The sequence below is a fragment of the Bradyrhizobium sp. CCH5-F6 genome (assembly GCF_001556045.1).
In the GTDB taxonomy this organism is placed as follows: Bacteria; Pseudomonadota; Alphaproteobacteria; order Rhizobiales; family Xanthobacteraceae; genus Bradyrhizobium.
This window is the reverse complement of record NZ_LSIC01000124.1, coordinates 59,071-84,354: the sequence shown is the minus strand read 5'-3', so window position 1 is coordinate 84,354 and position 25,284 is coordinate 59,071. Positions and strand designations below refer to the sequence as shown.

Here is a 25,284-nt window from a genome sequence, read left to right as displayed (position 1 = left end):
TGGTTTGTAGCAGGCAACTTGAACATCGTTCAAGATAATTTTGAGCATCGCTCATGAATTTGATAAAAAAATGACTAAGGCCTTGGAACGACGCGAGAAATTGCGACTGGAGTTGATCCAGGCCGCGGAGCGGATGATCGCGACCCGGGGATTGGCCGGCCTGAAAACCCGCGATCTGGCCCGCGAGATCGGCTGCGCCAATGGCGCGGTCTACAATCTCGTGGCCGACATGGACGAGCTGATTCTGCGGGTCGGCTCGCGCACCTTGATCCGGCTCGACGAGACGCTCAGCTTGGCGGTGAGCGCGGGCGACCTATCGCCGCGGGAGGCATTGGTCCGCATCGCGATCGCCTATTGCGATTTCGCCGCCGAGAATCTCCAACTCTGGCGCGCGCTGTTCGAGCATCGAATGGAGGCCGACAAGGTCGTCCCCGACTGGTCCGTCAACGACCAGATGCAGCTGTTCCGCCACATCTACCAGCCGCTCGCCGCACTGTTTCCAGAGCGCAGCCCTGAGGAACTCGGCATTACGGCGCGCAGCCTGTTCTCGGCCGTGCATGGCATGGTGGCGCTGGGACTGGAGCAGAAGCTCGTCGCTGTACCGCTGCCGGCGCTGCGCAAGGAGATCGCGACGCTCGTGCGCGCAATGATTGACGGACTGGTCGGACGGGCCGCTTAAAGGCGATCAGCAGAGTTCGCCGGCAACAGCGAAGGCGCATTCGCGCTTCGCGCGACTTCTTGGTCGTCGCAAGCCTGAATCTCCAGGATGGCGAGGAACGATCATTCCAAGGGCCCGTTGTCGCCGTAGTTTCCCTCATAGCGCGAGCCGTCCCATGTATCACCACGTCAAGAAGCTGATGTTCACCGTGCGCGTCGACGAACCCGATCCGCGCTTCGGCAATATGCTCCTCGAGCAGTTCGGCGGCGCCAACGGCGAACTTGCGGCGGCGATGCAGTATTCGATTCAAGGGCTGAATTGCGAGGATCCAGACCGCAAGGACCTGCTGATGGACATCGGCACCGAAGAGCTCAGCCATCTCGAAGTCGTCGGTTGCCTTGCCCGGATGCACCTTGCGCCTTCGAAGAACGACCGACAGGCGGCCGAAGCCGATCCGCTGATTGCGATTGCCGGCGGCGGCGGCGTCAATCTGTTCAACTCGCAAGGCAATCCCTGGACTGCCGACTATCTCAAGATCACCGGCGAGCTCGACGTCGATCTCCGCAGCAACATCGCCGCCGAGGCGCGTGCAAAAATCGTCTACGAACGACTGATCAATTTCTGCGATGACGCCGGCAGCAAGGACGCGCTGCAGTTCCTGATGACACGAGAGATCACGCATATGAAGGCGTTCGCGCGAGCGCTCGAAAGCCTGTCGAAGCCGGCCTTCAGTATCGGCAGGATTGCTCCGACGCCGGGTCTCGTGAACCAGTATTTCAACGATTCCACCGGCAGCGGTGATCACGGCGAGATCGACACCCGCGGCCCCTGGAACGAAGGCGAAGACTGGGTATTCACGGAATCGCCTGCCCTCCAGTCTTCCGATCCCGGTTCAGCCCCGTCGATCGTCGCGGAGAGCTCGTCGCCCGTCGACGAGTCGGGCCTGACCGACCTTCTGCTTCACGAGCTGCGCGACATCCTCCATGCCGAGAAGCAGTTGACCAAGGCGCTTCCCAAGATGGCCCAGGCCGCGCGCTTCGACCAGCTGCGCGAACTGTTCGAGCAGCATCTGGCCGAGACGGAGAACCAGGTCGAGCGCATCAATGAATGCTTCCAGCTGCTCGGCGAGAGTGCGCGGGCCAAGCCATGCAAGGGCATGATGGGCCTGATCGAGGAAGGCCAGGAGGTCATGAAGGAAGGCGAGGAGAAGGAGGACGCCGCCGCCGACCTCGCGCTGATCTCAGCGGCCCAGCGCGTCGAGCATTACGAGATGTCGGGCTACACCACGGCACGCAACCTGGCGCAGCAACTCCGGCACAGCGCGATCGTCGCTCTGCTCTCGAAGTCACTCGCGGAGGAGGAGAACGCCGATCTCCTGCTGAATCAGGTAGCGCGTTCGCTGATGTCCGTGGCGAAGATGCCCGCGCCGCTGGAGCAGGCCGAATAGAAGCACTGTCGCACGCGCAGCCACACCGCACTCAACCGCCCCTCGCCAATACGCGGGGGGCGGTATGCGTTTTTTCGCGTGAAGTGTCACCGCGTGAGACGGCGCGCGCCTGCTCGGCCGCAAAACCCGTCTTCAGGCGCGCCTCGCTCGCACGCAGCATCGCCTCATCCAGCCTGCCCCGCCGTGATCCGTCGAGAGCGCAGGCGAAGACGCGGTAGAACTGCGTGCCGTCATAGGCGACCAGCAGCAGATCGACACCGGCATTGATCGCCTCCACCACGGCCTTGCAGACGTCGTTCTGGTAGATCGCACCCATCACGAGGTCGTCGGTCATCACCATGCCCCGGTACCCCCATTTGTCGCGAATGATTCCTTGGACGACCAGCTTCGAATGAGAGGCGGCGCGGCCGGGATCGACGGCGGTCAACGTGACGTGACCGACCATCAGCGCGCTGCGCGAATGCGACAGCACCTCGCGGAACGGCAGCCAGTCCGTTGCTTCCAGCTCGGTCACTGGCGTATCGAGATTGGCGCTGAAGTGATGGGTGTCGCTGTGCACGCGGCCGATGCCGGGAAAATGCTTGAGGGTGGCACCGACGCCCGACTCTTCCAGCCCGCGAACATAGGCGCTCGCGATCGTGCTGACGACGACGGGGTCGGCGGCAATCGCGCGCTGCCCGATCAGCGTGTGGAAGTCGAGACGATTGCGCCGCGGCGGAGGCTTGAGGTCGAGCACCGGAGCGAGATTGAGGTTGACGCCGAGCCCCGCGAGCTCCCGCCCGTGGATGCGGCCGAACTCTTCGGCCTTGGCCTGCTGATCGTCGGGAGCAAGGCCGGTGAGGGTCGCCAGCGCCGGCACCTTGGTCAGCGGTGGCGCGAGATGCCCGACGATGCCGCCTTCCTGGTCTGCTGCGACAACCAGCGGTGGCAGGCCGGCTGCCCGCCTGATATCCTGAAGCGCCGCGAGCTCGGCGCGCAACGCCTCGACCGTCCGTCCCCGGATGTTGTGGCGGGTGACATAGACGCCGCCGATCAATCCCAGCTCAGCAAGGCGCGCAACTTCTGGAAAGGACGAGTATCCGACCATGAAATGTGGTCCGAGCTGGCGAGCCTCAGCGGCGCTGACGCCGAGGACATCGTGCTTGCGCAGCTCGAACCTGACATGCGCCGCAGACATCAGAACCGGCGGCAGGCACCAGAGCAAGACGAGGAGCTTGCCCGCAATGCTGCGCCAATGCCCGCGACGCAGCAGGACGATGACGACCAAGATGCTTGTGACGACAAGCGCGATGTTTCCGGCGCCGCGCAGCACCAGCAAATAGGGATCGTTCTTGTTCGCCGCCACGAATGCGGCGAGCGGCGCGGCGAGCCAGAGCAGGATGAGGCCGAGACGATTGAGAAATTGCATGATGCATCACACGCGATTGGAGCGAATGCTTCGCACCTATCAAAGCGGGTGACGCCGCGCGAGAGACAAACGTGCGCCTGCACGAAAACTGCAAAAGACTCCTGAAACCGTGCAGACCATGATCCCGGCTTCTGCACAAGCGCCGTCCAGAATTCGTGATGCACCTTCACGGAGAATCTTCTGGACATGACGAGCCTGGCTTCGACCTCGACGACGGACATTCAACCGATCAGGCCTTCCTCGCTGTCGGCCAAGCTCGCAATGGCGCTGCTGCTCGCCGCGCTCGCCGACTGGCTCTTCTATGGCCACCGGGTCGGACTGTCGCTGATCATCTTCGCCATCGCAATCACCTGCGCCTCACTGCTCGCCAATCACGCCACGCTGGACCTTCGGCGCGGGGTGATCGGCGGCGCGGTCGTCGCTCTCGGTCTTGTGCCGGCCGTGGAGGAGCTCACTGCGCTCTCGTTCGTGATCCTCGTCACGGCGCTGGTCGTCGCCCTGCTGCTCGCGACCAATCCGGAGACGACCGGGCTCGCCGACCGCGCTCGCGCGCTACGAAACCTCGTTCTGTTCGGCTTCTGGCGGTTCTTTCCCGATGCGCTCCAGATATTCAACCTGTCCGCATTCACCCGCGGCATTGCGCTATGGCTGCTGCCGGCGGCACTGAGCACCGTGTTCCTTGCGCTGTTCGCGGCGGCCAATCCGGTGATCGAACAATGGGTGTCCCTGCTCAATCCACGGGTCGTCTTCGAATATGTCAGCGTCTGGCGCACGCTGTTCTGGGCTTCGATGCTGGCGCTGGTCTGGCCTTTCATCCATGTGCGCTGGCGAAGCAAGAAGGCTGCCGCCGCAGCCATCGTCGAAAGCCCAGAGCCGCAGCCGCTCCCGCCTTTCGTCCCCATCGAATTCCTGGGCTCCTCGACCATCTTGCGTTCGCTGATCCTGTTCAATCTGCTGTTCGCAGCGCAGTCCGTTCTCGACGGCATCTATCTCTGGGGCCACGTGGCGCTGCCCGACAATTTGACCTATGCAACCTACGCCCATCGCGGCGCCTATCCGCTGATCGCGACCGCCCTGCTCGCCGCCGCCTTCGTGCTGATCGCGATGCGTCCGGGCGGGCCGGCCGAGAAATCGAAGGTGATCCGCGCGCTGGTCTATCTCTGGGTGGGACAGAACGTGCTGCTGGTCGCCTCGTCCATCCTCCGGCTGGATCTCTATGTCGACATCTACATGCTGACCTACTGGCGCATCGCGGCCTTCATCTGGATGGGGCTGGTGGCGCTGGGACTGATCCTGATCGTTACTCGCATCGTGCTCGGGAGGTCCAACCAATGGCTGATCGGCGCCAACCTGATCGCTTTGACGATCGTGCTCTACGGATGCTCGCTCGTGAACTTCGACGCCTTCATCGCCGACTACAATGTTGCTCACAGCCGGGAGGCATCGGGCAAGGGCGTGCAGATCGATATCGACTATCTCCTGACGCTCGGGCCGCAGGCACTGCCGGCCATCGACAAGGCAATCGCGCTGCGGCCCGCGGCCGGCGAGGGCTGCCTTGTGTCACAGCGAGACAGGCTTGTAGAACAGCTGCGCCGGGACCTGGCCTGGCGGAGCTGGGGCTTCCGAAGCTTGCGGCTCCAGCGCAGGCTGGACGCCCAGGCGAAAGCCCGGTCCGGCAGCCAGCCGGCTGGCTGACGAGGCAGCGGAGAGTTTCTTGGCACATCGCATTCTCATCGTCGACGACGAGGGTCACATCCGCGAGGTCATCCGTGTTGCCCTGAAGAAGGCCGGCATGGACGTGATCGAGGCGCGCGACGGCAAGGAGGCGCTCGCCCGCTTTGCCGCCGACAGGCCGGATCTGATCGTGCTCGACATCGGCATGCCCGAGTTCGACGGCCTCGACGTCTGTCGCGAGGTACGCAAGTCCTCCGACGTGCCGATCCTGTTCCTGTCGGCGCGCGACGAGGAGATCGACCGCATCCTCGGGCTCGAGATCGGCGGCGACGATTACGTGACCAAGCCGTTCAGCCCGCGCGAGCTGGTGGCGCGGGTCAACGTCATCCTGCGCCGGCTCGGTCCCCGCAACGGCGAGATCAAGGCCGGCGCGGCCGCTCTGACGCAGGGGAGTCTCCTGATCGATCCCGAGCAGCATGTGGCGTCCTTCGCGGGAACGCCGCTCAAACTGACGGCGATCGAGTTCGGCATCCTGCGCGCCTTCCTGACCCGCCCGACCTCGGTGTTCAACCGCGAGCAGCTGATGCGGGCGGCCTATCAGCTCAACATCCAGGTCTCCGACCGCACCATCGACAGCCATATCCGCAACATCCGCGCCAAGCTCGCGGCGCTGAATTGCGAGAACGTCATCGAAACCATCCACGGCGTCGGCTTCAAGCTCGGCCGCTGCGAGAAAGAGGCATGAGCACGGCACCCGACAAATGGCGGCCGTCGCTGGGGCTCGTCATCTTCACGGTGCTGACCACCGTTGGCGTGCTGCCGCTGGTCGGCCTGTTCTTCTTCCGCCTTTACGACAATCAGCTGATCCGCCAGACTCAGGCCGAGCTGATCGCGCAGAGCCGCGTGCTGGCGACGATCTATGCCCAGGAGGTCACGGCGAGGCTCGACGGCGGCCTCACGCTGGGCGCCGAGGTGCCGCCGGGCGTGCTGCCCGATCCCGGCGACCAGGTCACGCCGATCCGTCCCGCGCTCGACCTCACTGCGAACGACCTGCTGCGGCGGCGGCCGGATGCCCAGGCTGCGCCACAGCCGGCCCAACCCGCCTATGTCGAGATCGGCGCCAGGCTGACGCCGATCATCCGCGAAACCCAGAAGGTGACTTTGGCGGGCTTCCGCATCCTCGATCCGCAGGGCGTGGTGATCGCCGGCCGGCAGGAGGTCGGGCAATCGCTTGCGCATATCGAGGAGGTCGCGGACGCGCTGCACGGCCAATACCGCGCCACCTTACGCAACCGCGTTCCGGACAAGCCGCCGCCGCCGATCTATTCCTTCAGCCGCGGCCTCGGCGTGCACGTGTTCTCGGCCATGCCGGTCATCGTCAACAACCGCGTCGCGGGGGTGATCTACACCACGCGGACGCCGAGCAACATCTTCGACCATCTCTACCAGGAGCGAGGCAAGTTCGTGCTGGCCGGGCTTGCCGTGATCCTCGGCACGATCGCGATCGGACTCGTGTTCTCGCGCACCATCACGCTGCCGATGCGCGAGCTGATCGATCGTGCCGCACGAATTGGCCGCGGTGACCGCGAGGCGTTCCGGCCCCTCCGGCACTACGGCACGCGGGAGTTCGCCCAGCTCTCGCACAGCTTCCTCGGCATGGCCGAGCAGCTGGCGCGCCGCTCGGACTACATCGCGACGTTCTCGGCGCACCTCACCCACGAGCTGAAATCGCCGCTGACCTCGATCAAGGGCGCGGCCGAGCTGCTGCAGGATTCGGTTCAAGGCAAATCGGGCAGCCTGACGCCCGCCGAGCAGACGACATTCATCGCCAACATCCTGTCCGACACCCAGCGGCTGGAGGCGATGGCGCAGCGGCTGCGCGAGCTCGCCCGCGCCGAAAGCCTGCCGCAGAACGAGCGCACGGAGCTGGCGCCCGTGATCGCCGACCTCAGAAGCAGGTTTCCGGCAAGCTCAATCGACGCCAGCGGCAGCCTCGACCGGGCGATCGGCATGTCCGGCGAGAAGGCGCTGATCGTGCTGTCGCATCTCGTCGACAACGCGGTGCGGCACAAGTCGCGGACGATCAGGCTGGAGGCGGTGGACGAGCGGACGACCCTGCTGCTGACGGTCAGCAATGACGGCGAGCCGATCTCGGCGCCAAACCGCGACAGAATCTTCGATGCCTTCTTCACCACCCGTCGCGACCAGGGCGGCACCGGGATGGGGCTGGCGATCGCGCGTGCGGTCATGGCGAGCCATGGCGGCTCGATCACGCTGAAGCCGACCGACGAAGGCGCGGCCTTCGAACTCCAGTTTCCCGCAGCCTAGATGGCGAACACCCAGGCGGCGACGATGGCGCCGATGGTGACGAGACCGGCGATGGTCCAGCCCGCGGCATATTCCAGCTCAGGGTGACCGGTCGCCCGCATGATCTCTACCGGATCGGCGGTATGCTTCTCTGCCATGACAGCCTCGCACATTACTCCCCGCGTCATATGTAAGTCGCATCAGCCACCATTAGGTTCCATCACAGACGTGCGAGGAATGACGCAGCTCGGCTTGTTCGCAGAGCCGCAGGCGGGGCCGACCGGCTGGCTGGCGCCGATCGTGCGTCAGGTCGAGGCGTGGGCGCGTACCGGACGGCGGCGTCCGGCAAGTGCTGTGCACCGTTACTCCGCCACCTTCCGGACGATGAAGCGGGCCTGACGGGTCGTCCAAAACAAAAACTGCGAAAACAACCCCATGCACAGTAGAAAGCCGTTTCCGGCGCGAGACTGGCCGGCGCCGGCAAGGGCTTGAGGTATCGAGACAAACTGGCCGCGCCCCGCAATCGTCCCGTGGCCGGCGACTTGCGTTCGAAATGAGGCGCCTGCGAAGTAAGACGCATGTTCGGCGCCGGCTGCCGGCCGGCCGACAGTGCCGCGAATTCGCCTCAAGGCCAGCCGACTACTAATGAGGCGAATTGAAAAGACAGGTCACATCAGCGAGCCAATATGAGCCCCGCAAGGCGGCCGGCATCATCATGAAGAATTTTCTGACGTTTTTTCTGCTTCTGACCATGAGCACGGCCTCCGCGCATGGACCTTTGCCGGCCCGGCTCTCCGCGCCGTCCGATCTCGTGCGCGTGGGCCTCACCGATTCCGACACGACCGCCGGAGGCACGGCGCGGCTGTGCGAGCAGGTCACCTTCTCGCGTGGCCTGCGCTATGGCGAGAGCGAAGCCAATGTGCTCGACGTCGCCACCAGCGCAACCAAGGCGGATACGCCGCGGCCAGTGCTGCTGTTCGTGACCGGCGACAGCTTCACCGGCGACCACGCGGCGCCGGAGCTGGCCCGGCAGATCCAGGACCAGGCGATGTGCTTTGCCGCGCGCAACGACATGATCGGCGTGCGCGTCAACTACCGCCTGGCGCCCGCGGCGGCCTGGCCGATGGGGGCCACCGACGTGGCGGCGGCGCTGTCCTGGGTCCACGGCAATATCGATCTGTTCAACGGCGATGCTCGCGAGATCGTCGCAATCGGCTATGGCGCCGGCGCCTTCCACGTCGCGACCCTGCTGGCGCATCCCGAGTTTCAGGCCGACCGCGCCGATGTCGCCGCGGTCGTGCTGGTGTCCGGCATCTATCGCGCGGGCAAGGACGCGAGCGACAGCGAGAAGGCCTATCTCGGCACGGATTCAAGCCAGTATAACGCGCGATCGGTCTTTCCCGGCATCATCAACGTCGACGTGCCGATCGTGCTGGCCTGGGCGGCGGACGATCCTGCTGCAATCGTGGCGCAGGGCGAGACGCTGAAGAAGACGCTCTGCGGCGCCGGCCACTGCCCGCGCAGCGCGCTGCTGCGCAGCCGCGACGGCATCGCCAGCGCTTTCGGCCTCGACGGCTCCGGCGACAGCCTCGCCGAGCCGACGCTGCTGCTGGTGAAGCAGCTGGAGGCGCGGGGGTTGCCGTAGCGGCCTGGCCTTGGCGGGCAAACAGACGGAGCCGGGGTCACAACCTCTCCGGCTTGCTTGCGGGAGAGGTCGGCGCCGAAGGCGCGGGTGAGTGCTCTTGGGATTGTCCCATTGAGGAGACACCCTCTCCCCGGCCCTCTCCCGCGAGCGGGAGAGGGAGCGCGCCGTATCCGTGGCCCGCGGTTGGGGAACGAGATCAACCTTCGCGTCGCATCACGCCGGCTTGAGCGAGGCCAGCGCGTTCTCCAGCAGCGAGCGCACGCGCGCGGCATCGCCCGACTTCACCACCGCGGGATCGAGATAGAGCTCGAGCCCCGGGGCGCGCTCGGTGATGATGCCGCTGCTTTCCGCCGCCGCGTCGGTCAGCGCGTCGACCGAATAGGGAATGACCTCGCGGCTGATGCCCTTCATCGTGATCGCCGGCAGCGCATGGGCGCGGACGATGTCGCTGACGAGGGCAAAGGTCTCGTAGCTCAGCACGATGCCGCCGGGCTCGGCGATCGATTGCAGGCGCGCGGCGAGGTTCGCTTCCGCACCGATGATGGTGTAGTCCATGCGGTCGGTGCTGCCGAAATTGCCGACGTTGCAATAGCCGGAATTGATGCCCATGCGCGAGCGGAACGGCTGCTCGACGCCGGAGGCGCGCCATTTCGCATTGAGCTCGGCAAGGCGCTGCTGCATGCGCCAGGCCATCTGGAGGCAGGCCTGCGCATCGGCCCGGTCGCCTCTGGTCTCGGGGTCGCCGAAGAAGATCAGCATGGCATCACCGATGAACTTGTCGATGGTGCCGCCATACTCGTGGGCGATCGCCGACATCTCGGTGAAATATTCGTTCAGCAGCTGCGTCAGTTGCTCCGGCTGGAGCCGCTCCGCCGTCGCGGTGAAGTTCTGGATGTCGGAGAAGAAGATGGTGAGCTTCTTGCGCTCGGTATGGATCGTGACGTCCTTCTGGCCGCTGAAAATGGACTTGTAGACCTGCGGCGGGATGTAGCGCGAGATCTTCATCGACAGCGACGCCAGGAAGTCGTTGGCGGATTCGAGCTCCTTGTTCATGCCCTTGATGCGGCGCGCCTGGCGGCGCTGCAGCGACAGGAACGCCAGTCCGCTGCCGGCGGCAATCACGAAATAGGCGAGCAGGTACTTGAACGAGAAGATGTTGGCCGCGATCGGCTGGGCGATGATCACCTCCTGGATGCCGCGGACATCGCCCACCTTCCAGTCCTTCTTCGGGCTTTCGGGGTGGCTGTTGTGGCAACTGACGCAGGCCGGCCCCATGGTGACGGGGGCGACCAGGCGGACCTTGTCGTTGAACAGCGAGGTCTCGGTATCGACGATCTTCTGCTCGGGATCCCGGCGCAGCGCGTCGATCGCATCCCTCTCGAACTTGTCGAGCTGGTGCGGCGCGCGGTTCTGGAACGGGAAGTCGGACACGAAGCGGTAGGTGATGTTCTCCTGTTGCGCGCCGATCACCCGGCCGAGCTCCAGCGACAGCGTCGCCGGAATCGGAATCGCGCCGGGGACGGACTCGTAATTGTGCACGACCTTGGTGGTGCCATCGCGGTTGGCGAGGATCCGCCCGACCACGTTGGTCGCGTAATAGCCGCGCACGCTCGTGATCACCGAATTGAGATCGATCGCCTGCCGGCGCAGCCCCGTCTTGTTGAGCTCGGTCAGGTCCAGCCACACCGCGAGCGGCAGGGCAAGCAGGAGGAAGACGATCACGGCTCCGGTCAGGATGCCGCTCTTGCGCTGTTCTTCGGAGATCTCTTGTTTCAAATTGTGGCTCCGTTGTGTGCGATTTTGTCGCAAGGCCCGTCCGAATCCGCGGCGAAGAATGCGGCGGCACAGAGCCCATATTTGCCGGCCGACGCAACCCCATTTTATGGTAGTCCGGCTCGGTGCCCTTTCGTTTGATCACGGATGCTCAAGTTCGGCACCGACCTGCATCCGCTCCGCCGGGAGAAACCCCATGACCGAGACCATCCGCATCAAGCGCTTCCATGCGCGGCCCGTGATCGTACCGATGAACCTGCCGCTGCAAACCTCGACCGGCGCGGTCGCCAAGGCCCCGCTGGTGCTGATCGACTGCGAGACCGACCAGGGCGCGGTGGGCCACGCTTATCTGTTCTCGATCACGCCCTCTGCCTTGAGGCCGCTGGCGGCGATGGTCACGGAAATGTCAGAACTGCTGGCGGGCGACGAGCTCTTGCCATTCGAGATCGAGCGCAAGCTGGCCCAGCGCTTCACGCTGCTCGGCCTCGCCGGCCTGCAACGGCTGGCGCAATCCGGTATCGACATGGCGGCATGGGATGCGCTCGCCCGCAGCAAGGGCCTGCCGCTGGCGCGCCTGCTCGGCAGCGCGCCGAAGCCGGTCAAGGCCTATAATTCGAAAGGGCTCGGGATCATGCCGGCCGGCGCTGCGGTCGAGGAAGCCCACAAGCTGCTGGCCGAGGGTTTCCGGGCCGCCAAAATCCGTGTCGGCCGGCCGGATGCGCGGGAGGATCTCGCCGTCGTGCGCGCGGTGCGCAAAGCCGTCGGCGATCAGGTCACGCTGATGTGCGACTACAACCAGGCGCTGACGGTGACCGAGGCGATCCGCCGCGGCGAGATGCTGGACGACGAGGGCTTGAGCTGGATCGAGGAGCCGATCCGCCACGACGACTATGCCGGCTGCGCCCGGATCGCGGACGCGCTACGCACACCGGTCCAGATCGGCGAGAATTTCGACAGCGCCTTCGCGATGCAGGCGGCGCTCTCGGCGGAAGCCTGCGACTACGTGATGCCGGACGTGCAGCGCATCGGCGGCGTCACCGGCTGGCTGCGTGCTGCGTCGCTTGCGCACGCCGCCGGCATCGAGATGTCGACGCATCTGTTCTCGGAAGTCAGCGCACATCTTCTCTGCGTGACACCGACCGCGCATTGGCTGGAATATGTCGACTGGGCCGACGCAGTGCTGGCGACGCGGCTACAGATCAAGGATGGTTTTGCGCTGCCAAGCGAGGAGCCCGGCAACGGGATCGAATGGGACGAGGCGGCGGTGAAAAAGTATCTGGTGGGGTAGGTCGAGGGCGGAGGCTCTCAACGTGTTCGTCCTTGCGGCCAATGTCGGCGTATGGGGGCGACCGCATTCGCCGTCGCCGGCGGACTCTTCAAAGTGATCGGGGTGCGATACGCACGTCCGGTGCAACTCGGTCGCTGGGATAGACGATCACCTCTTCACCAGGGGCGAGGCCGGAAGCGACGGCCGCGAAGCGGCCGGACCGGCGCAGGAGCTCGATTTGGCGCAGTTCGGCCCGCCCGCCTTTCGCAACATAGACATTCCAGCCTTCGCCCCGACGAAACAGCGCGCCGGATGGGACGATCGTGGCCTCGTCCCGCGCGAGGACGGTGATCTGAACATCCACCCGATAGCCATCCCCTAGTCGTGCCCACTGCTTCGCGGGCGAGAGGATGTCGACGAGAACATTGACCCTTTGCTCCTCGACTCCGAGCGTCGAGACCTTCGTGAAAGCTGCCGGCTCGACCCGGCGCACCCGACCCTTCAGTTTCGCCTCGCCACCCCAATGGTCGATGCTGACATCGGCTCCGGGACGGATCTCCACCGCATCGGTGCTGAGAACGTCGGCCACGACTTCGAGATCGCTGGCGTCACCGACGTCAAGCAAGAGCGTACCCGGCTGCACGATCGTTTCGCTTTCCTGCGCGACCCTCAGCACCACGCCGGCGACAGGCGACACAACGTTCCAGCTATCCGGGCGCCCGTTGCCATCGTTGCCGTACCGGGCCAGCAATGCACGCATTTGGCTGATCTCATGCTCGGCGGCATGATTCTGAAATTCCGCCGCCCGCAGATCCCGGTCGGCGAGACGCACCACAAGCTCTGCACGCTCGAGCGCCTGCGTCGTCGCCGCTCCTTGCTGGGCCAGAGTCCGCGCCCGGGTCAAATCGGTATTGGCTTGATCGCTCTGGGCTTTAGCCCGCTCGACGACCGCCCTGGCGCGCTCCAAATTGGCTTCGGCCACTCCCAATCTTTCCTCGACCTCTCGGCGAGTCCGTGGGTCCATCAGGGGAGCTGGGGATGGGGTGATCGTGGCGACGGCGTCGTCGACCTGAACTTCATCGCCAACCTTGAACCGGATCCGGCTCAGCCGCCCCGCAAGCGGTGCGGCGACCGCGTACCGCTCGCGGACGCGCGTCTTGCCATCCTCATCGACGGTGGCGGCGAACCTCCCCTTTGTCACAGCTGCAGTCTCGACCGGCACTGAGGCCGGAATCAGGAGCCAGGCCGCAACTCCGGCGGCGGCCAAAAGTCCGGCAACAATCGCGACATGACGGCCCGTGACGTGCATGTTCACTCCCTGGTCTTGAGAGCTGCGACCAAGTCGATTCGATCAACACGGCCTTTGACAATGCGGGCGCTGGCGGCAGCCGCAACGAGGACGACGCCGGCGGCAATGAGATAGGTCTGCGGGGCGATCACGGCAGGTATCTGGAAGCTCTCGTTGGAGTGAAATCTGGCGATCAGTCCGATAACGGCATGAGAGAGCGGCAGGCCGATCAGAATCCCCAGCACGATCTCGATAGCGAACTCGCCAAACAGGATGCTCGCAACCTCGCCGCGCGTAAAGCCCAGCACCCTAAGGCTGGCCAGCTCCCATGCGCGCTCCTGCAAGCTGATGCGCGCGCTGTTGTAGACGACTCCTACCGTGATGATGGTGGCGAAGGCCGCAAGGATGCCGGCGGTCACGAAAACGAGACCGGCGATCTTCTCCATGAACGAAGTGAGCGCATACGTCTTCATCGTCACAGATTCGATGGTCGGTAAGCTCTTGAACTTTTGCCCCAAGGCCATCATCGCAGTCGGCTCAACGTACAGGCTCGCCGCCGAAATCACGGCACCCTCGCCGGTAAAGCGATTCAGGGTCTCGATCTCCATGTAAGATGCCATTCCGATCGCCTCGTCGACGAGGGCACTGACCGGCAGATCACGCTTGCGTCGTCGTCCTTCCATCGCCTCGACCGTGAGGACGTCACCGGCCTTCGCGTCGAGCCGTTCGGCAAGCCGCCGTGTGAGCGTAATCCCGTCGGGGCTTACCGCGATAGGGCGCAGCATGGCATCATGCGGCCGCCGCAGCTCGTCTCCCGTGGATAGACCGATCACCGAGGTCAAATAACTCTGCTGCCCGGCGCGTAGCCGCACCGGCACGATGCGCTGTCCTTCCACGGCCAAGACACCGGGCTCGCGAGCCAGGTCCCGCATTATGGCCCGGTCCATGGGGTGCGGAAACGTCACCGTCGTGTTGCCGCGCTCCACCAGGTTGAACTGCAGATCGATCATCTCATTGATCGCGTCGCGCCAAAAGATCCCCAGCACCATCATTGGGACGGCAAAGGCCACCCCGGCGACGGTCAGTAGCGAACGGAATGGACGTCCGGCGGTGTTCCGCAAAATCATCAGCAGGCGCGATCTGATCGCGTTGCTTGGCAGAAGCGCTTCGATCCACGAGCGGCGAAAGCCCAGGGGCGCCGCCGGCCGCATGGCGACCGCCGGCGCCAGCCGGACGACCTGCCGCAGAGCAGTCAGGACGCCAAGCGATGACGCAGCCAGGCTGATCGCAATCCCGAGCGCCAACGACCACGGCGTCAGCCGAAACGGCAGGTCAGGTAAGCGAAAGAAGCTTTGGTAGCTTGCAATCATCGCTTTCCCGAAGCTCCAGCCGGCTCCAATGCCAAGCGCAGATCCAATCAACACGATAACGAGAACGAGCTTGAGATAGTGCATAGTCAGCGCCGAGGTTGGAAAACCCAGAGCCTTCAACGCGGCAATCTGTTCGCGTTGGACCACCACGATCCTCCCCAGAGCGCTGTTGAGCAGGAACGCCGCGACCCCGAAGAAGATGAACGGGATCGTGGTCGACATCACCTTCTGCTGGTTCAGTTCATCCTCGAGGAAGCGGTTGGAAGGCTGATCTCGCCGCTGGACGGCGCCGACCGATCCGTACTGTTCGAGCAACCGGTCCAGTTCGTCGATTACCGGCTTCGGATCGGTGCGCGGCGCCAGCGAAATGACGGCGTCATTGAAGGCTGCCTTCATATCGAAGGCGGCTTCCGCCGCACTGCGATCGACCCAAAGGATCGCATAGAGCCGATCGTCGGGAATCGGCAGGCCCGGCTTGACGGCATAGACATATTCGGGCGAAAGCGCGATGCCGGAGACGTGGAAAGCTTCCACCTTCCCGTTGAGCAGGACGCGGACGTCGTCGCCGGGGTTCACTCCGTTGACTTCCGCGAACGCTTCGTTAATCGCTGCAGTTCTCGCAGAGCCGGGCTCGGGCGCCGTGCCACGGCGCAAATGAAGTCGGGCGAGCCTTTCGTCGCCCGCATGGCTGAGCGACACCATCCGGGCCGACACCGGCTGGGATGCAGCCGGCCAATCGACGATGACCTCACGAACGATACGGGGCTCAACCGTGGCAACGCCGGCAATTGCTTCGATTTGCGGGACGATCGACAGCGGTGCCCGCTTGAGCCTCACGAAGATCTGCGGGAACCGCGCAGCCGCGTAGAAGCGCTCCACGGCCGTATTGAGCGATTCGTAGGTGGAGACCGACCCAATGAAGACGGCGACGCCGGCTGCGACCAGCAGCGCGATCGTCAGCACCTGGCCCCGCATCGCGCCGATGTCACGCAGCAGTTTTCGATCGAGCAGGCTCACCAGTGCACCTCGTCTGCCGAGAGCCGATGCGCATTACGCTCCTCGCCGACGATCCGCCCGCCGCCGAGCCGCAGTACGCGATCCGCCATGCCTGCAATTGCAGCATTGTGCGTGATGATGATCGTCGTGGTGCCGAGGCGCTCATTGGCTCGCGCAATCGCCGCCAGCACCACCTTGCCGGTCTCGTAGTCCAGCGCGCCCGTCGGCTCGTCGCACAAAAGCACATCCGGCGACTTGACGATGGCACGGGCAACCGCAACGCGCTGCTGTTCGCCGCCGGACAGCTGCGAGGGGAAGTGATCGGTCCGCTCCTCGAGCCCGACGAGCGCAAGCACCTCCCGCGGCTCAAGCGGCTTGTCCGCAATCTCGGTCACCAGCGCGACGTTCTCAAGCACCGTCAGGCTGGGAATGAGATTGTAGAACTGAAAGACGAAGCCCACGTGTTCACGTCGGTACCGGGTCAACTCCGCATCAGTCGCCCCGACCAGATTATGATCCCGCCAATGAGCCTCGCCCGAAGTCGGGCTGTCCAGGCCCCCCAGGATATTCAGCAGGGTCGACTTGCCCGATCCGGACGGCCCTAGGAGCACGACGAACTCGCCTTCGAAGATGTCGAGGTCGACGTCGCGCAGCGCATGCACCTCGATCTCTCCCATTCGATAGGTCTTCGAAAGACCCCTGGCGTGAAACACCGGGGATCTCTTGTTATCCTGTTCGAACGGTTGGGCGTCCATGGGCGTAACCCGCTCGCCGCCTTCAGTGCTTTGTCCCCGGTGATCAGTGGGACAACAGCACCGGAATCGGCGGCTTCGTCAGGATGCTCCGGGTCGCGCCTCCCAATACGAACTCCCGGAAACGGGAATGACCGTACGCCCCCATGACAAGGAGATCCGCCCTGCGGGAGGCAACCTGCTCGGCGAAAACCCTACCGATCGCCCGTCCAGCGGCATCGACCTCCTCAACGACCACGTCGATGCCATGCTTCGACAGGTTCTTGGCGAGTTCGGACGACGAGCGTCGGCTCGGAATCACCTTCTCGTTGGTTACGGTGAGGATGCAGACCTCGCGCGCCTTCTCCATGATCGGAATGGCATCAGATACTGCACGCGCAGCCGCGCGGCTGAAATCCCACCCAATAAGAACCCTGTCCAGTCCGAACTCCCTGGCGGCCGAGGCTTCCGGAAGCACTATGGTTGGTCGCCCTGAACCGAAGATGATCGCTTCAGCATACCATTGGTCGTAAGATTCCGGCACCGGCACTATGGCGAGGTCGCGAAACCGCGCATATTCCACGAGAACGTCCGGCACCTCGGACGACAAACAACGATCGAGAACGATCTCGTGCGCAACACCGGATTTTTGTGCAGTCGATTCGAAGGTTGCCAGCAGATCCTGGGCATTCTTCCGGCTCTTGTGGGCCTCGCTGGCCACTATTGCCCCGACATTGCCCGGCCCCGACAGGAAGCTGCCGGGCACCTGCACATGAACTTCGCAGGAGATCGCCGCGATGTGGGCGCCGAGGAGAGAAGCCAGCGATACGGCGCGGTCGATCACCGCGACCGGGGTCGGGTCGGGATAGCTGGTGAGAGTGAGCAAGATGTCCTTGACTGCCATTTTGACTCTCCGAACTGAAGCCGCCTGAATATATTCACGCGAGTTCCGGACAGCTTGATCTAGCTCAGAGTACCGGCGGCTTGCCCCATGGCGCCAGACGAGAGGCTGCGGCCTACCACGACCTTCTGCTGCGACATCATCGCGCAGACCGGCCCTTCACTCAACAGACAGGGTGGCGGAATTGGGCAGCAGAGGCGATTGAAGCGTCGCCGCAGATGCACCTTCGCGTGCTGGTCACTGCTGTCGATGTCCCAACACGGACTTCGGGAGGGGCCCCCGCTGGTCGATCTGCCTTCACTGGATGTTGAATCGTGCGCCCGGGCATTCGTTGGTTACGGTCGTTGCCACGAGCTGGGCGACGGGCAAGGTCGGCTTCGGGACCGCGACGATCTTCCAACGCCCCTTCTTGTTGAGCCAGAACCGCCCGCTCGTGGTTGCGATGCGACGCTCAGTGTATGTCTTCGTCGAAATCAGGGGAAGCTTCGACTTCGGTGCGGGGACTTCCTTCCAGCCGTCGAACGAATAGAACTCCTGGAAGAAATAGTGCCACTCGATCTTCTGGAATTCATGGTGCGAAACGACGACCCGGACCAGTGAGTATCCCGTCAGCCATTCCGAACCCAGCGGATCCGGTTCGACCTGCAGGCACCTCGTGTGCAGCGGCTCCTGGACCTGGAGCAAATTCAGTCTCTGACTTTGCGAAAGCATCGCCGAGGTCACCGGCTGCCCCACATTTGGGTCGTTGGCGGGTCCGGAGCAGATCGGCACCGTCGACGGACCCTGTCCGGTCCACGGGTTGTTGCTGCAATAGACGTAGCGCGACCAGGACGACCAACCATTGGACGCCGTTTCCTCCGCCTTGCCCGTCTCGCGGTCCCAGATGCCGGTAAACTTGATCGTCTTGCTCGGCGGGCAGGCCGTTATGGGCGGCCCCGTCCACCAATGGGTGGTTTCGAACTCATAGATGGATTGCTTCGGATACGGGTACATCACTGCTTTGGCGGCGGTCAGCGCGTGGTGCTCCGAGCACCCCTCGCCCTTCGTATCGAGCCAGCAGACCAGCGGAAAGTTCTCGCTCGGCCAGCAGCCCGCATGCGCCGAGGACGACGCCAGAATGGCGATCACGAGAGCCAGCGCGAAAAGACAAGCACGCATGGTCAATCCTCCAATCTGCATCTTCTCGTTGAGCTTGCCCGCGTTTCATCGCCACCATCTTGATGAAGATCAACGCATGATCCCAGCGACGCCCCCCTGTCGGAGACGGCGACGCCGCCGCTTGTGCGCCCACCTTTGCGAGCTGATGGCGCAAGTGCGGCAAGATCGTGCGTTGCGGATCAAGGGCGTGCGGCCGCTCGGCGGCGAAGTCGCGTTCGGCGAAGGCTGGCGTTATTTCAGCAACCTGAAGCGGCCTCCCTCCACCTTGATCAAGAATGCCGAGCGCTCGTCATAGCCATTGTGATCGGTCGCGCTCATCGTGGACAGGCCGTTGTTCAGATACACGTCCTTGCCGCGCTCGAGCTCGTCGCGAAGGGCGGCGCGAAATTCCGCCGTGCCGGATTTCGCGGCCTTCAAGGCATTCGGTATCGCCGTCTTGAGGAGCGCCATCGAATCCCACAGATGCGCAGCGAAGATGTTCGGCTTCTGCCCGTTCGCCTTTTCGTAGGCGGACAAGAATTCGTCTCGGACCTTGCGGAACGGATCATCCGCCGGCAGATCGTCCGCGATCGTGAACGCCTCGCCGGTGAAGACGGCGCCTTCGACACTGGCTCCGCCGAGCTTGATGAATTCCTCGGTGGCCACACCGTGGGTCTGGTAGATCTTGCCGGAATAGCCCCGCTCACGAAGCGCCTGCTGCGGCAGAACCGCCGGCGTGCCCGCCGAGGCGACGAAGACGGCGTCCGGATTCGTCGCCATCACCTTGAGAGCTTGGCCGGTCACGCTAGTGTCGGCGCGCGCATAGACTTCGTGCGTGGTCAGGGTCAGGCCGAGGGTTGGAGCAAGCCTGCTCACTTCCTTGTAATAGCCCTCGCCATATCCGTCGGAGACGCCGATGTAACCGAGGGTCTTCGCGCCCGACCTGGCGATGTGCTTGAGGATCGCGAGTGCCATCAGGTCGTCGTTGGGAACGACCTTGAAGGCCCATCTGCGCCGTTCGTCCATCGGCTGGACGATGGCTGTCGCCGCCGCGAGCGAGATGATCGGTGTCTTGGCTTCCCAGGCGACATCAATCATCGGCATGGTCACCGGCGTCAGAGAGGAACCGATGAGGACGTCGACGCCGTCCTGAATGACGAGCCGCCGGGCGTTCTGAATGCCCTTGGTCGAATCCGATTCATCGTCGAGGGCGATATAGACGATCTTCTCGCCGCCAATCTCCTTCGGGAGTGCAGCAACCGTCCGCATCTGCGGCTGCCCGAGCGCCGAGCCCGGCCCCGAAGCAGAAACCACGATTCCCACCTTGATGTCGGCATTTGCGCGGGGGATGGCGAGAACCATTGCGGTGCAAACGCAAAATGCGGCAAGGCAGAGCCTGATCATGATTTCTTCCCTTGTATTATTTTTCGCCAACGCAGTGTGGCTCTGGCCGCGGAGAAAGTCTGTCCCTACGCCTAGGGACAAACCCGATCTCGGGGAGGGGCGCGGGCCGGATGAAGGCGCGCGATGCATGCCGGTCGGGCGCGCTGTCCTGGCGCACTCCGCCAAGCGGCAAATGGGAAGGCGACGGGTGATGCCGGATCAGTGCTTCACTCGAACGTGACGATCTCCCTGGTTCGTAGAGATGCCGTTGGTTCGGTTGACAAGCGTAAGACCCTCGATCACAATTTGAGCGGGTCGATACCGCCCGCTGCTTGCGCCCTCCGGGGTATGGTGAAGTGTATCAGATCGCCGCGCGCTCCCTTTGCTCGAGCGAACGGGTCAGCAACGCAAGCCCTGACAATCTCCGTTCGCACTGCAAGGGAAACGAACGCATGCGCGATTTCCGCGACGCCAAAGCCATGGCGCAAACACTTCGCGACGCCCTGAACGCCAGGTCCGTCTCGCTCACGGTCGGTGAGAGCCTGGAGCTGATTGCAAAAATCCTGGGCTTGCCCGACTGGAACGTGCTCGCAGCCAAGATCCGATCCGCAGACCACGGCGCCGACAGGGGCACTGCTACCGCCGCGACGGACGGTGCCGCCTCCGGAGACCGCGAAATTCAGCTCTCACCGGCAGTACTCGACCGCTACGCCGGCGCATATCAATTCCACAATGCCGTGTTCACCGTCACCCGCGACAACGACCAGCTTTCGGCGCGCCTGAGCGGACAAGCCTCGGGTCGCTTTCATGCCGTGAGCGAAACCGAGTTCGTTGCGAGGGACGTCGGGGCGAGGCTTCGTTTCACCCTGAGCGCAGACGGCGCAGCCACGGCCGTGGTCCTGAATCAGCATGGCAACGATCACACCATGCAACGGATCGACGCGGACACAGCGCAGGCGCTGGAGCGGGCGATCGAAGAGCGCATGAGCAGCCGCTCCGCCAGTCCGGGGACCGAGGCCGCGCTTCGCCGTCTCATCGAGGGCGTCGCCTCGGGTCAACCGAACTACGCGGAGATGAGCACGGACCTCGCGGAGGCCACTCGCAAGCAGTTGCCGGTCCTGCAACGCGGCCTTGCCGATCTGGGAGCGATCAATTCAGTCGATTTTCTCGGCGTCGGTCCGCAAGGGCAGGACGTCTATTCCGTCTGGCATCAGGGCGGTGCTTCGCACTGGCAGATTGCGCTGGCCCGGGATGGCACGATCATCTCCGCCTTCGTCACGCCGGGGCCGTGACATCGGACGGGACGAGAAACCCGCCTGGAGCGCGATGCGATTGGGACGACTCGTCATCGCGCTCTGGGAGGGGGCAACATTCTGAGCCGCCTCACACCGGAGGAGCAAGACCCTCTGGACGTCCGTCGTGCGACAGTCTCGCCACGGCATCCTTCAATCCAACTCCGCTGGTTCCCGTTCTCAGCATGTCCGCGACCAGCGATGCCACGCCATCGGCAGCACTGTCGATGGCAAGCCCGCCGCTGCGGATGTTGGATATGCAGTTTCGTCTTGAATCTGGCGTGCCCGGCCGCGGCGCATAGGTCACATAGACTCCGAGACTGTCGGCCGCCGAAAGGCCGGGCCGTTCGCCGATGATCATAATGGAGATCCTCGCACCTGCGATCTCCGAAACCGGATCGCCGAGTGCGACGCGCGCCTGCGAGGCCAGAACCAAAGGAGCAATTGAAAGGTGCAGCGCTGACAGGCGCTCGACGATCGCCCGCGTCAACGGCCCCGCGTTCGTACCGATCGCGCTCGCAGACAATCCGTCAGCAACGACAATCAGGATGTCATAGTCCGAACGGATGCCGACGAGGCGCTCCGCCGCCTGCAACGAGAGTTTGCGGCCGAGGTCCGGACGACGGACATAGGTGGCCCGGTCCGGAGCCTGGCTTTCGACCTCGATCATTCCCAGATCCAAACCCTCAAGGCCGGCTCGCACCGAGAGCCAATCGACCTCGGACCAGACGGCCTGTCTTGCCCGCGCATGATCGAGCAGGAAGGCTTGCGCTGCGGACGTCGGCAAACCCGCGCCAAACCGGCCGAGACTTACCCGAGCCTCGGTCATTTTCCGGAGATCGAACGGCACTGCCGGCTTTCGATCAAGCTCGCGCGTCATGTCATCCTCCGAGCAGCCGGGCATTGGCCATATGATCCAGGAGCTGCGGCGGCGCCTCCAGAAGCCGGCCCTCGCCGTCGGTCAGCCCGATGTCGAAGAGCCATCGCTCGAACTCCGGCGCCGGGGGCCGTTTCAGGATCTCGCGGCAATAGACGGCATCATGATGTGACAGCGACTGGTAGTTCAGCATCACGTCATCGGCACCTGGGACCGTGATGACGAAATTGACGTTGGCGGCGCAGAGAAGCGTGAGCAGCGCGTCCATATCCTCCTGATCGGCATCCGCGTGGTTGGTGTAGCAAACGTCGACGCCCATGGGTAAGCCCAGCAGCTTGCCGCAGAAATGATCTTCGAGACCTGCGCGGATGATCTGCTTGCCGTTGAAGAGATATTCCGGTCCGATAAAACCGACCACCGTGTTGACGAGCAGCGGATTGAACTCGCGCGCGACGGCGTAGGCGCGGGCTTCCATCGTCTGCTGATCGACCCCGAAGTTTGCATCGGCCGACAGAGCTGCTCCCTGCCCCGTCTCGAAGTACATCAGATTGGCATGGATCGCCCCCCGTCCAAGCCCACGCACGGCCTCATGAGCCTCCTTGAGCAGTGACAGGCTGACGCCAAATCCTTCATTCGCCTTCTGAGATCCGGCGATCGACTGGAACACCAGATCCACTGGCGCGTTCGCTGCGATCGCTCTCATCGCGGTCGTCACGTGACCGAGGCAGCATGTCTGCGTTGGAATGGACAGGCGGGCGCGGAGCTCATCCAGCAATGAAACGATGCGAATGTAATCATCGACCGTATCGGTCGCCGGGTTGACGCCGATCACGGCGTCCCCTGATCCCATCAACAGGCCATCGATCGCCGAGGCCGCGATGCCGTAGGAATCATCGGTCGGATGGTTGGGCTGGTTGCGTGTCGAAAGCCGCCCCTTCAAGCCGATGGTCGACCGGAAGCGCGTGACCACCTCCCGCTTGGACGCCACCGAAATCAGGTCCTGAAGCCGCATGATCTTGGAGACGGCGGCGACCATCTCGGGCGTCAATCCGGGCGCCACCGCTTCGAGCTGCCGCTGGGACGTGTCGGGCTTGAGCAGCCACTCGCGGAATTCGCCGACCGTCAACGACGAGACGATCGAGAAAGCGTCTCGATCGTGCCGCTCCACGATCAGGCGCGAAACATCGTCTATCTCGGCCGGGATCAGTTCCTCCGCGAGGAAAGTCTTGAGCGGCAGGTCCGCGAGCGCCATCTGCGCCGCCAGTCGCTCGACAGGGCCGTCCGCGGCGATGCCTGCAAGCTGATCGCCCGAGCGCTCGGGTGTCGCCTTGGCCAGGAGGTCCCTGAGGTCGGCGAAGCGATAGACGGTCCCGTCGATAGACGTCTTGTATGGCATCCCGTTACTCTCGGATCAGGGCCAGCGCTTCGGCATGAAGCCTTGGCGTTGCGGCCGCAAGGACACGTCCCTCCGATCGGAGTGTCAGCGGGCGCCCCGCCCAGTCGGTTATACAGCCCCCCGCCCCCTGCACGACCGGAATCAGTGCCATGTAGTCATGCGGCTGGAGGCCCGTCTCGAGGACGATGTCGCAATGTCCCGACGCGAGCAAGCCGTAGATGTAGCAGTCACCTCCGAAACGGCGCACTCGCGCGGCCCTCGACACCCTCTCGAAAGCCTCGGCCTCGCGTCCCGCGAACATGTCCGGCGAAGTCGTGTAGAAGCGCGCGTGTGCGATGCTTTGGCACGCGCTCGTCCGCGCCAATCCGCCGTTGAAGAGAGTCCGGCCCGGCCTTCCTACCCACCGCTCCCCAATGAACGGAATGTCGATCAGGCCGCAGAACGGCTGCTCCTCATGGGTCAACGCGATCAGCGTGCCAAACAACGGAAAGCCCGTGATGAAGCTCTTGGTGCCGTCGATCGGATCGATGATCCAGGTGAATGCGCCGCCAGGCCGTCGCCCGATCTCTTCACCGATGACGCCGTGCTCGGGGAAGCGTTCCGCTATCCGCTCGCGAAGGCGCAGCTCAACCGTACGATCGGCAATCGTCACCGGACTGCTGTCGGCCTTCGAGATCACGTCCAGCGGCGTGCGGAAATAGGACAGCACGACGGGCCGGACCAGATCCGCAAGCTCCGCCGCAAAGGACACATAGGTGTGGGCGTCGTCGGCCGCGACGGCGGGGATTACCATCACAGGGCCTTCAGGAACAGCGGCCATCGTGGATCGTGGATGATGGATCGGGCCCGCATGTGTTTCCATATTCCGTACTTGTAGAAGTCGAAATCAAGCGTCGAAACGCGGTTCTGCACCATGGCCCATGTGCTCCACTTGATGTCCGCGAGCGCCTTGTGGACGATGAAGCGCGCGTGCCACTGCTTTCTGTAGGAGCCGAAATACTCTTCGATGATCTCCTGCTCGACGTCCTCCGAGAAGAAATGCTCGCCGCTCCAGATTGCAAGGTCATAGAGCCTGTCGTTGTTGGAAGCATATTCGAAGTCGATGAGCTTGATCGACCTGTCTTCGCCGACCAGAAAATTCCCGGGCATCGGATCATTGAAGCATGGCACGAGATCCAGCCCGGCCGCTTCAAGTGCCGCGCGGGCCTGCCTGTACTGATGATGGAGCCACGCGTGATCCTCCGGCGAATGGCCCCCGAGCTGCCTCACCTGCTCGTAGTGTTCGTCGATCATGTCGAAGACGGTCTTGGTGAGAGGAAGCGACGGGCCCTCGTGGAAACGGCGATACATCTGGACGACACTCGCACGGAATGACGGATCGACGCAGTCACGATGAGTGGAGGCTCGCCGGTCATCCAGAAACTCGGATATCTCGATGTCCAGGTGATCCAGATAGTCGAAGGTCGGGGGGCCGACCGCGATGATCTCCGCCTGCTTGCTGGCCGCACGCGCCGCGCGACGGTCTATGAACATCTCGGTCCCACGCCCGGGAATCTTGACGAAATAGCTTACCAGATGGCCTTCGACGGCAACCCGGAAGTTGGTATTGCTGATGCCGCCCGAAACCGGCCTGTAGGTCAGACGAGATCCTTTCCAGGCATCCACCTGGACGATGGCCGCCTCCAGCGCGCGCTCGGCTTCGGTCCGACCTGAACCAAGTTGCATCATCATTCC

21 protein-coding genes are annotated in these 25,284 nt (G+C 63.9%); 8 read left to right on the top strand and 13 right to left on the bottom strand.

The genetic code is table 11. From position 1 onward, the window contains the following. The first annotated feature begins 70 nt into the window (after positions 1-70). Positions 71-679, top strand: coding sequence for a TetR/AcrR family transcriptional regulator (locus AX729_RS23280; RefSeq protein ID WP_082770520.1), 609 nt, complete (start codon positions 71-73; stop codon positions 677-679). A gap of 154 nt (positions 680-833) precedes the next feature. After that, positions 834-2,105: a DUF892 family protein gene (locus tag AX729_RS23275; protein WP_061026622.1), complete on the top strand. Its 1,272-nt coding sequence runs from the start codon at positions 834-836 to the stop codon at positions 2,103-2,105. Between the two features lie 31 nt (positions 2,106-2,136). On the opposite strand, the gene AX729_RS23270 is transcribed toward AX729_RS23275, so the two are convergent. Beyond that, complete coding sequence (locus AX729_RS23270; protein ID WP_061026621.1) at positions 2,137-3,513, bottom strand: glycoside hydrolase family 3 N-terminal domain-containing protein; 1,377 nt, start codon at positions 3,511-3,513, stop codon at positions 2,137-2,139. A 186-nt stretch (positions 3,514-3,699) separates the two neighbouring features. Here AX729_RS23270 and AX729_RS23265 point away from each other — a divergent pair, with 186 nt between their 5' ends. Genes AX729_RS23265 through AX729_RS23255 form a run of 3 tightly spaced genes read left to right on the top strand, consistent with a single transcriptional unit; the run spans position 3,700 to position 7,515 of the window. Continuing rightward, a complete protein-coding gene (locus tag AX729_RS23265) occupies positions 3,700-5,208 on the top strand; it encodes a DUF4153 domain-containing protein (RefSeq protein ID WP_061026620.1) in 1,509 nt (502 codons plus the stop codon). A 19-nt stretch (positions 5,209-5,227) separates the two neighbouring features. Beyond that, positions 5,228-5,932, top strand: coding sequence for a response regulator transcription factor (locus AX729_RS23260; protein ID WP_061026619.1), 705 nt, complete (start codon positions 5,228-5,230; stop codon positions 5,930-5,932). After that, a complete protein-coding gene (locus AX729_RS23255; protein WP_061026618.1) occupies positions 5,929-7,515 on the top strand; it encodes an ATP-binding protein in 1,587 nt (528 codons plus the stop codon). The genes AX729_RS23260 and AX729_RS23255 overlap by 4 nt, the downstream gene beginning before the upstream one ends. Here the strand turns inward: AX729_RS23255 and AX729_RS40595 are convergent. After that, positions 7,512-7,652 carry a hypothetical protein gene (locus AX729_RS40595; RefSeq protein ID WP_164936762.1) on the bottom strand — a complete coding sequence of 47 codons (141 nt, stop codon included), beginning with the start codon at positions 7,650-7,652 and terminating at the stop codon, positions 7,512-7,514. The genes AX729_RS23255 and AX729_RS40595 overlap by 4 nt on opposite strands. Before the next feature lie 557 nt (positions 7,653-8,209). On the opposite strand from AX729_RS40595, the gene AX729_RS23250 reads away from it, so the two are divergent. Continuing rightward, positions 8,210-9,139 carry an alpha/beta hydrolase gene (locus AX729_RS23250; protein ID WP_061026696.1) on the top strand — a complete coding sequence of 310 codons (930 nt, stop codon included), beginning with the start codon at positions 8,210-8,212 and terminating at the stop codon, positions 9,137-9,139. A 213-nt stretch (positions 9,140-9,352) separates the two neighbouring features. On the opposite strand, the gene AX729_RS23245 is transcribed toward AX729_RS23250, so the two are convergent. Further along, positions 9,353-10,915, bottom strand: coding sequence for an adenylate/guanylate cyclase domain-containing protein (locus tag AX729_RS23245; protein WP_061026617.1), 1,563 nt, complete (start codon positions 10,913-10,915; stop codon positions 9,353-9,355). A 193-nt stretch (positions 10,916-11,108) separates the two neighbouring features. Between AX729_RS23245 and AX729_RS23240 the strand changes: the two genes are divergently transcribed. After that, the gene (locus AX729_RS23240; RefSeq protein WP_061026616.1) at positions 11,109-12,200 is read left to right on the top strand and encodes an enolase C-terminal domain-like protein; all 1,092 of its coding nucleotides are present in this window, start codon (positions 11,109-11,111) and stop codon (positions 12,198-12,200) included. An 88-nt stretch (positions 12,201-12,288) separates the two neighbouring features. On the opposite strand, the gene AX729_RS23235 is transcribed toward AX729_RS23240, so the two are convergent. From AX729_RS23235 to AX729_RS23210, 6 genes are all read right to left on the bottom strand, one after another. After that, entirely contained in the window at positions 12,289-13,488 is a 1,200-nt protein-coding gene (locus AX729_RS23235) for an efflux RND transporter periplasmic adaptor subunit (protein WP_061026615.1), read from the bottom strand. A gap of 2 nt (positions 13,489-13,490) precedes the next feature. Next, positions 13,491-15,854 (bottom strand): ABC transporter permease, encoded by a 2,364-nt coding sequence (locus AX729_RS23230; protein WP_197433653.1) that lies wholly within the window; start codon positions 15,852-15,854, stop codon positions 13,491-13,493. Next, complete coding sequence (locus AX729_RS23225; protein WP_061026613.1) at positions 15,851-16,588, bottom strand: ABC transporter ATP-binding protein; 738 nt, start codon at positions 16,586-16,588, stop codon at positions 15,851-15,853. The genes AX729_RS23230 and AX729_RS23225 overlap by 4 nt, the downstream gene beginning before the upstream one ends. A 43-nt stretch (positions 16,589-16,631) precedes the next feature. Next, entirely contained in the window at positions 16,632-17,468 is an 837-nt protein-coding gene (locus AX729_RS23220; RefSeq protein WP_061026612.1) for a universal stress protein, read from the bottom strand. Between the two features lie 294 nt (positions 17,469-17,762). Continuing rightward, positions 17,763-18,623 carry a hypothetical protein gene (locus tag AX729_RS23215; protein ID WP_061026611.1) on the bottom strand — a complete coding sequence of 287 codons (861 nt, stop codon included), beginning with the start codon at positions 18,621-18,623 and terminating at the stop codon, positions 17,763-17,765. A 231-nt stretch (positions 18,624-18,854) separates the two neighbouring features. Beyond that, positions 18,855-19,964: an ABC transporter substrate-binding protein gene (locus tag AX729_RS23210; RefSeq protein WP_156457169.1), complete on the bottom strand. Its 1,110-nt coding sequence runs from the start codon at positions 19,962-19,964 to the stop codon at positions 18,855-18,857. A 473-nt stretch (positions 19,965-20,437) separates the two neighbouring features. Here AX729_RS23210 and AX729_RS23205 point away from each other — a divergent pair, with 473 nt between their 5' ends. After that, positions 20,438-21,277: a glyoxalase superfamily protein gene (locus tag AX729_RS23205; protein ID WP_061026609.1), complete on the top strand. Its 840-nt coding sequence runs from the start codon at positions 20,438-20,440 to the stop codon at positions 21,275-21,277. A gap of 91 nt (positions 21,278-21,368) precedes the next feature. Here the strand turns inward: AX729_RS23205 and eutC are convergent, their stop codons facing one another. Genes eutC through AX729_RS23185 form a run of 4 tightly spaced genes read right to left on the bottom strand, consistent with a single transcriptional unit; the run spans position 21,369 to position 25,278 of the window. Next, entirely contained in the window at positions 21,369-22,157 is a 789-nt protein-coding gene (eutC, locus tag AX729_RS23200; RefSeq protein WP_061026695.1) for an ethanolamine ammonia-lyase subunit EutC, read from the bottom strand. A gap of 1 nt (position 22,158) precedes the next feature. Further along, the gene (locus tag AX729_RS23195) at positions 22,159-23,550 is read right to left on the bottom strand and encodes an ethanolamine ammonia-lyase subunit EutB (protein WP_061026608.1); all 1,392 of its coding nucleotides are present in this window, start codon (positions 23,548-23,550) and stop codon (positions 22,159-22,161) included. Positions 23,551-23,554: 4 nt separating this feature from the next. After that, positions 23,555-24,343: a histidinol-phosphatase gene (hisN, locus tag AX729_RS23190; protein WP_061026607.1), complete on the bottom strand. Its 789-nt coding sequence runs from the start codon at positions 24,341-24,343 to the stop codon at positions 23,555-23,557. Then, the gene (locus tag AX729_RS23185; RefSeq protein WP_061026694.1) at positions 24,343-25,278 is read right to left on the bottom strand and encodes a phosphotransferase; all 936 of its coding nucleotides are present in this window, start codon (positions 25,276-25,278) and stop codon (positions 24,343-24,345) included. The genes hisN and AX729_RS23185 overlap by 1 nt, the downstream gene beginning before the upstream one ends. Positions 25,279-25,284 lie beyond the last annotated feature (6 nt).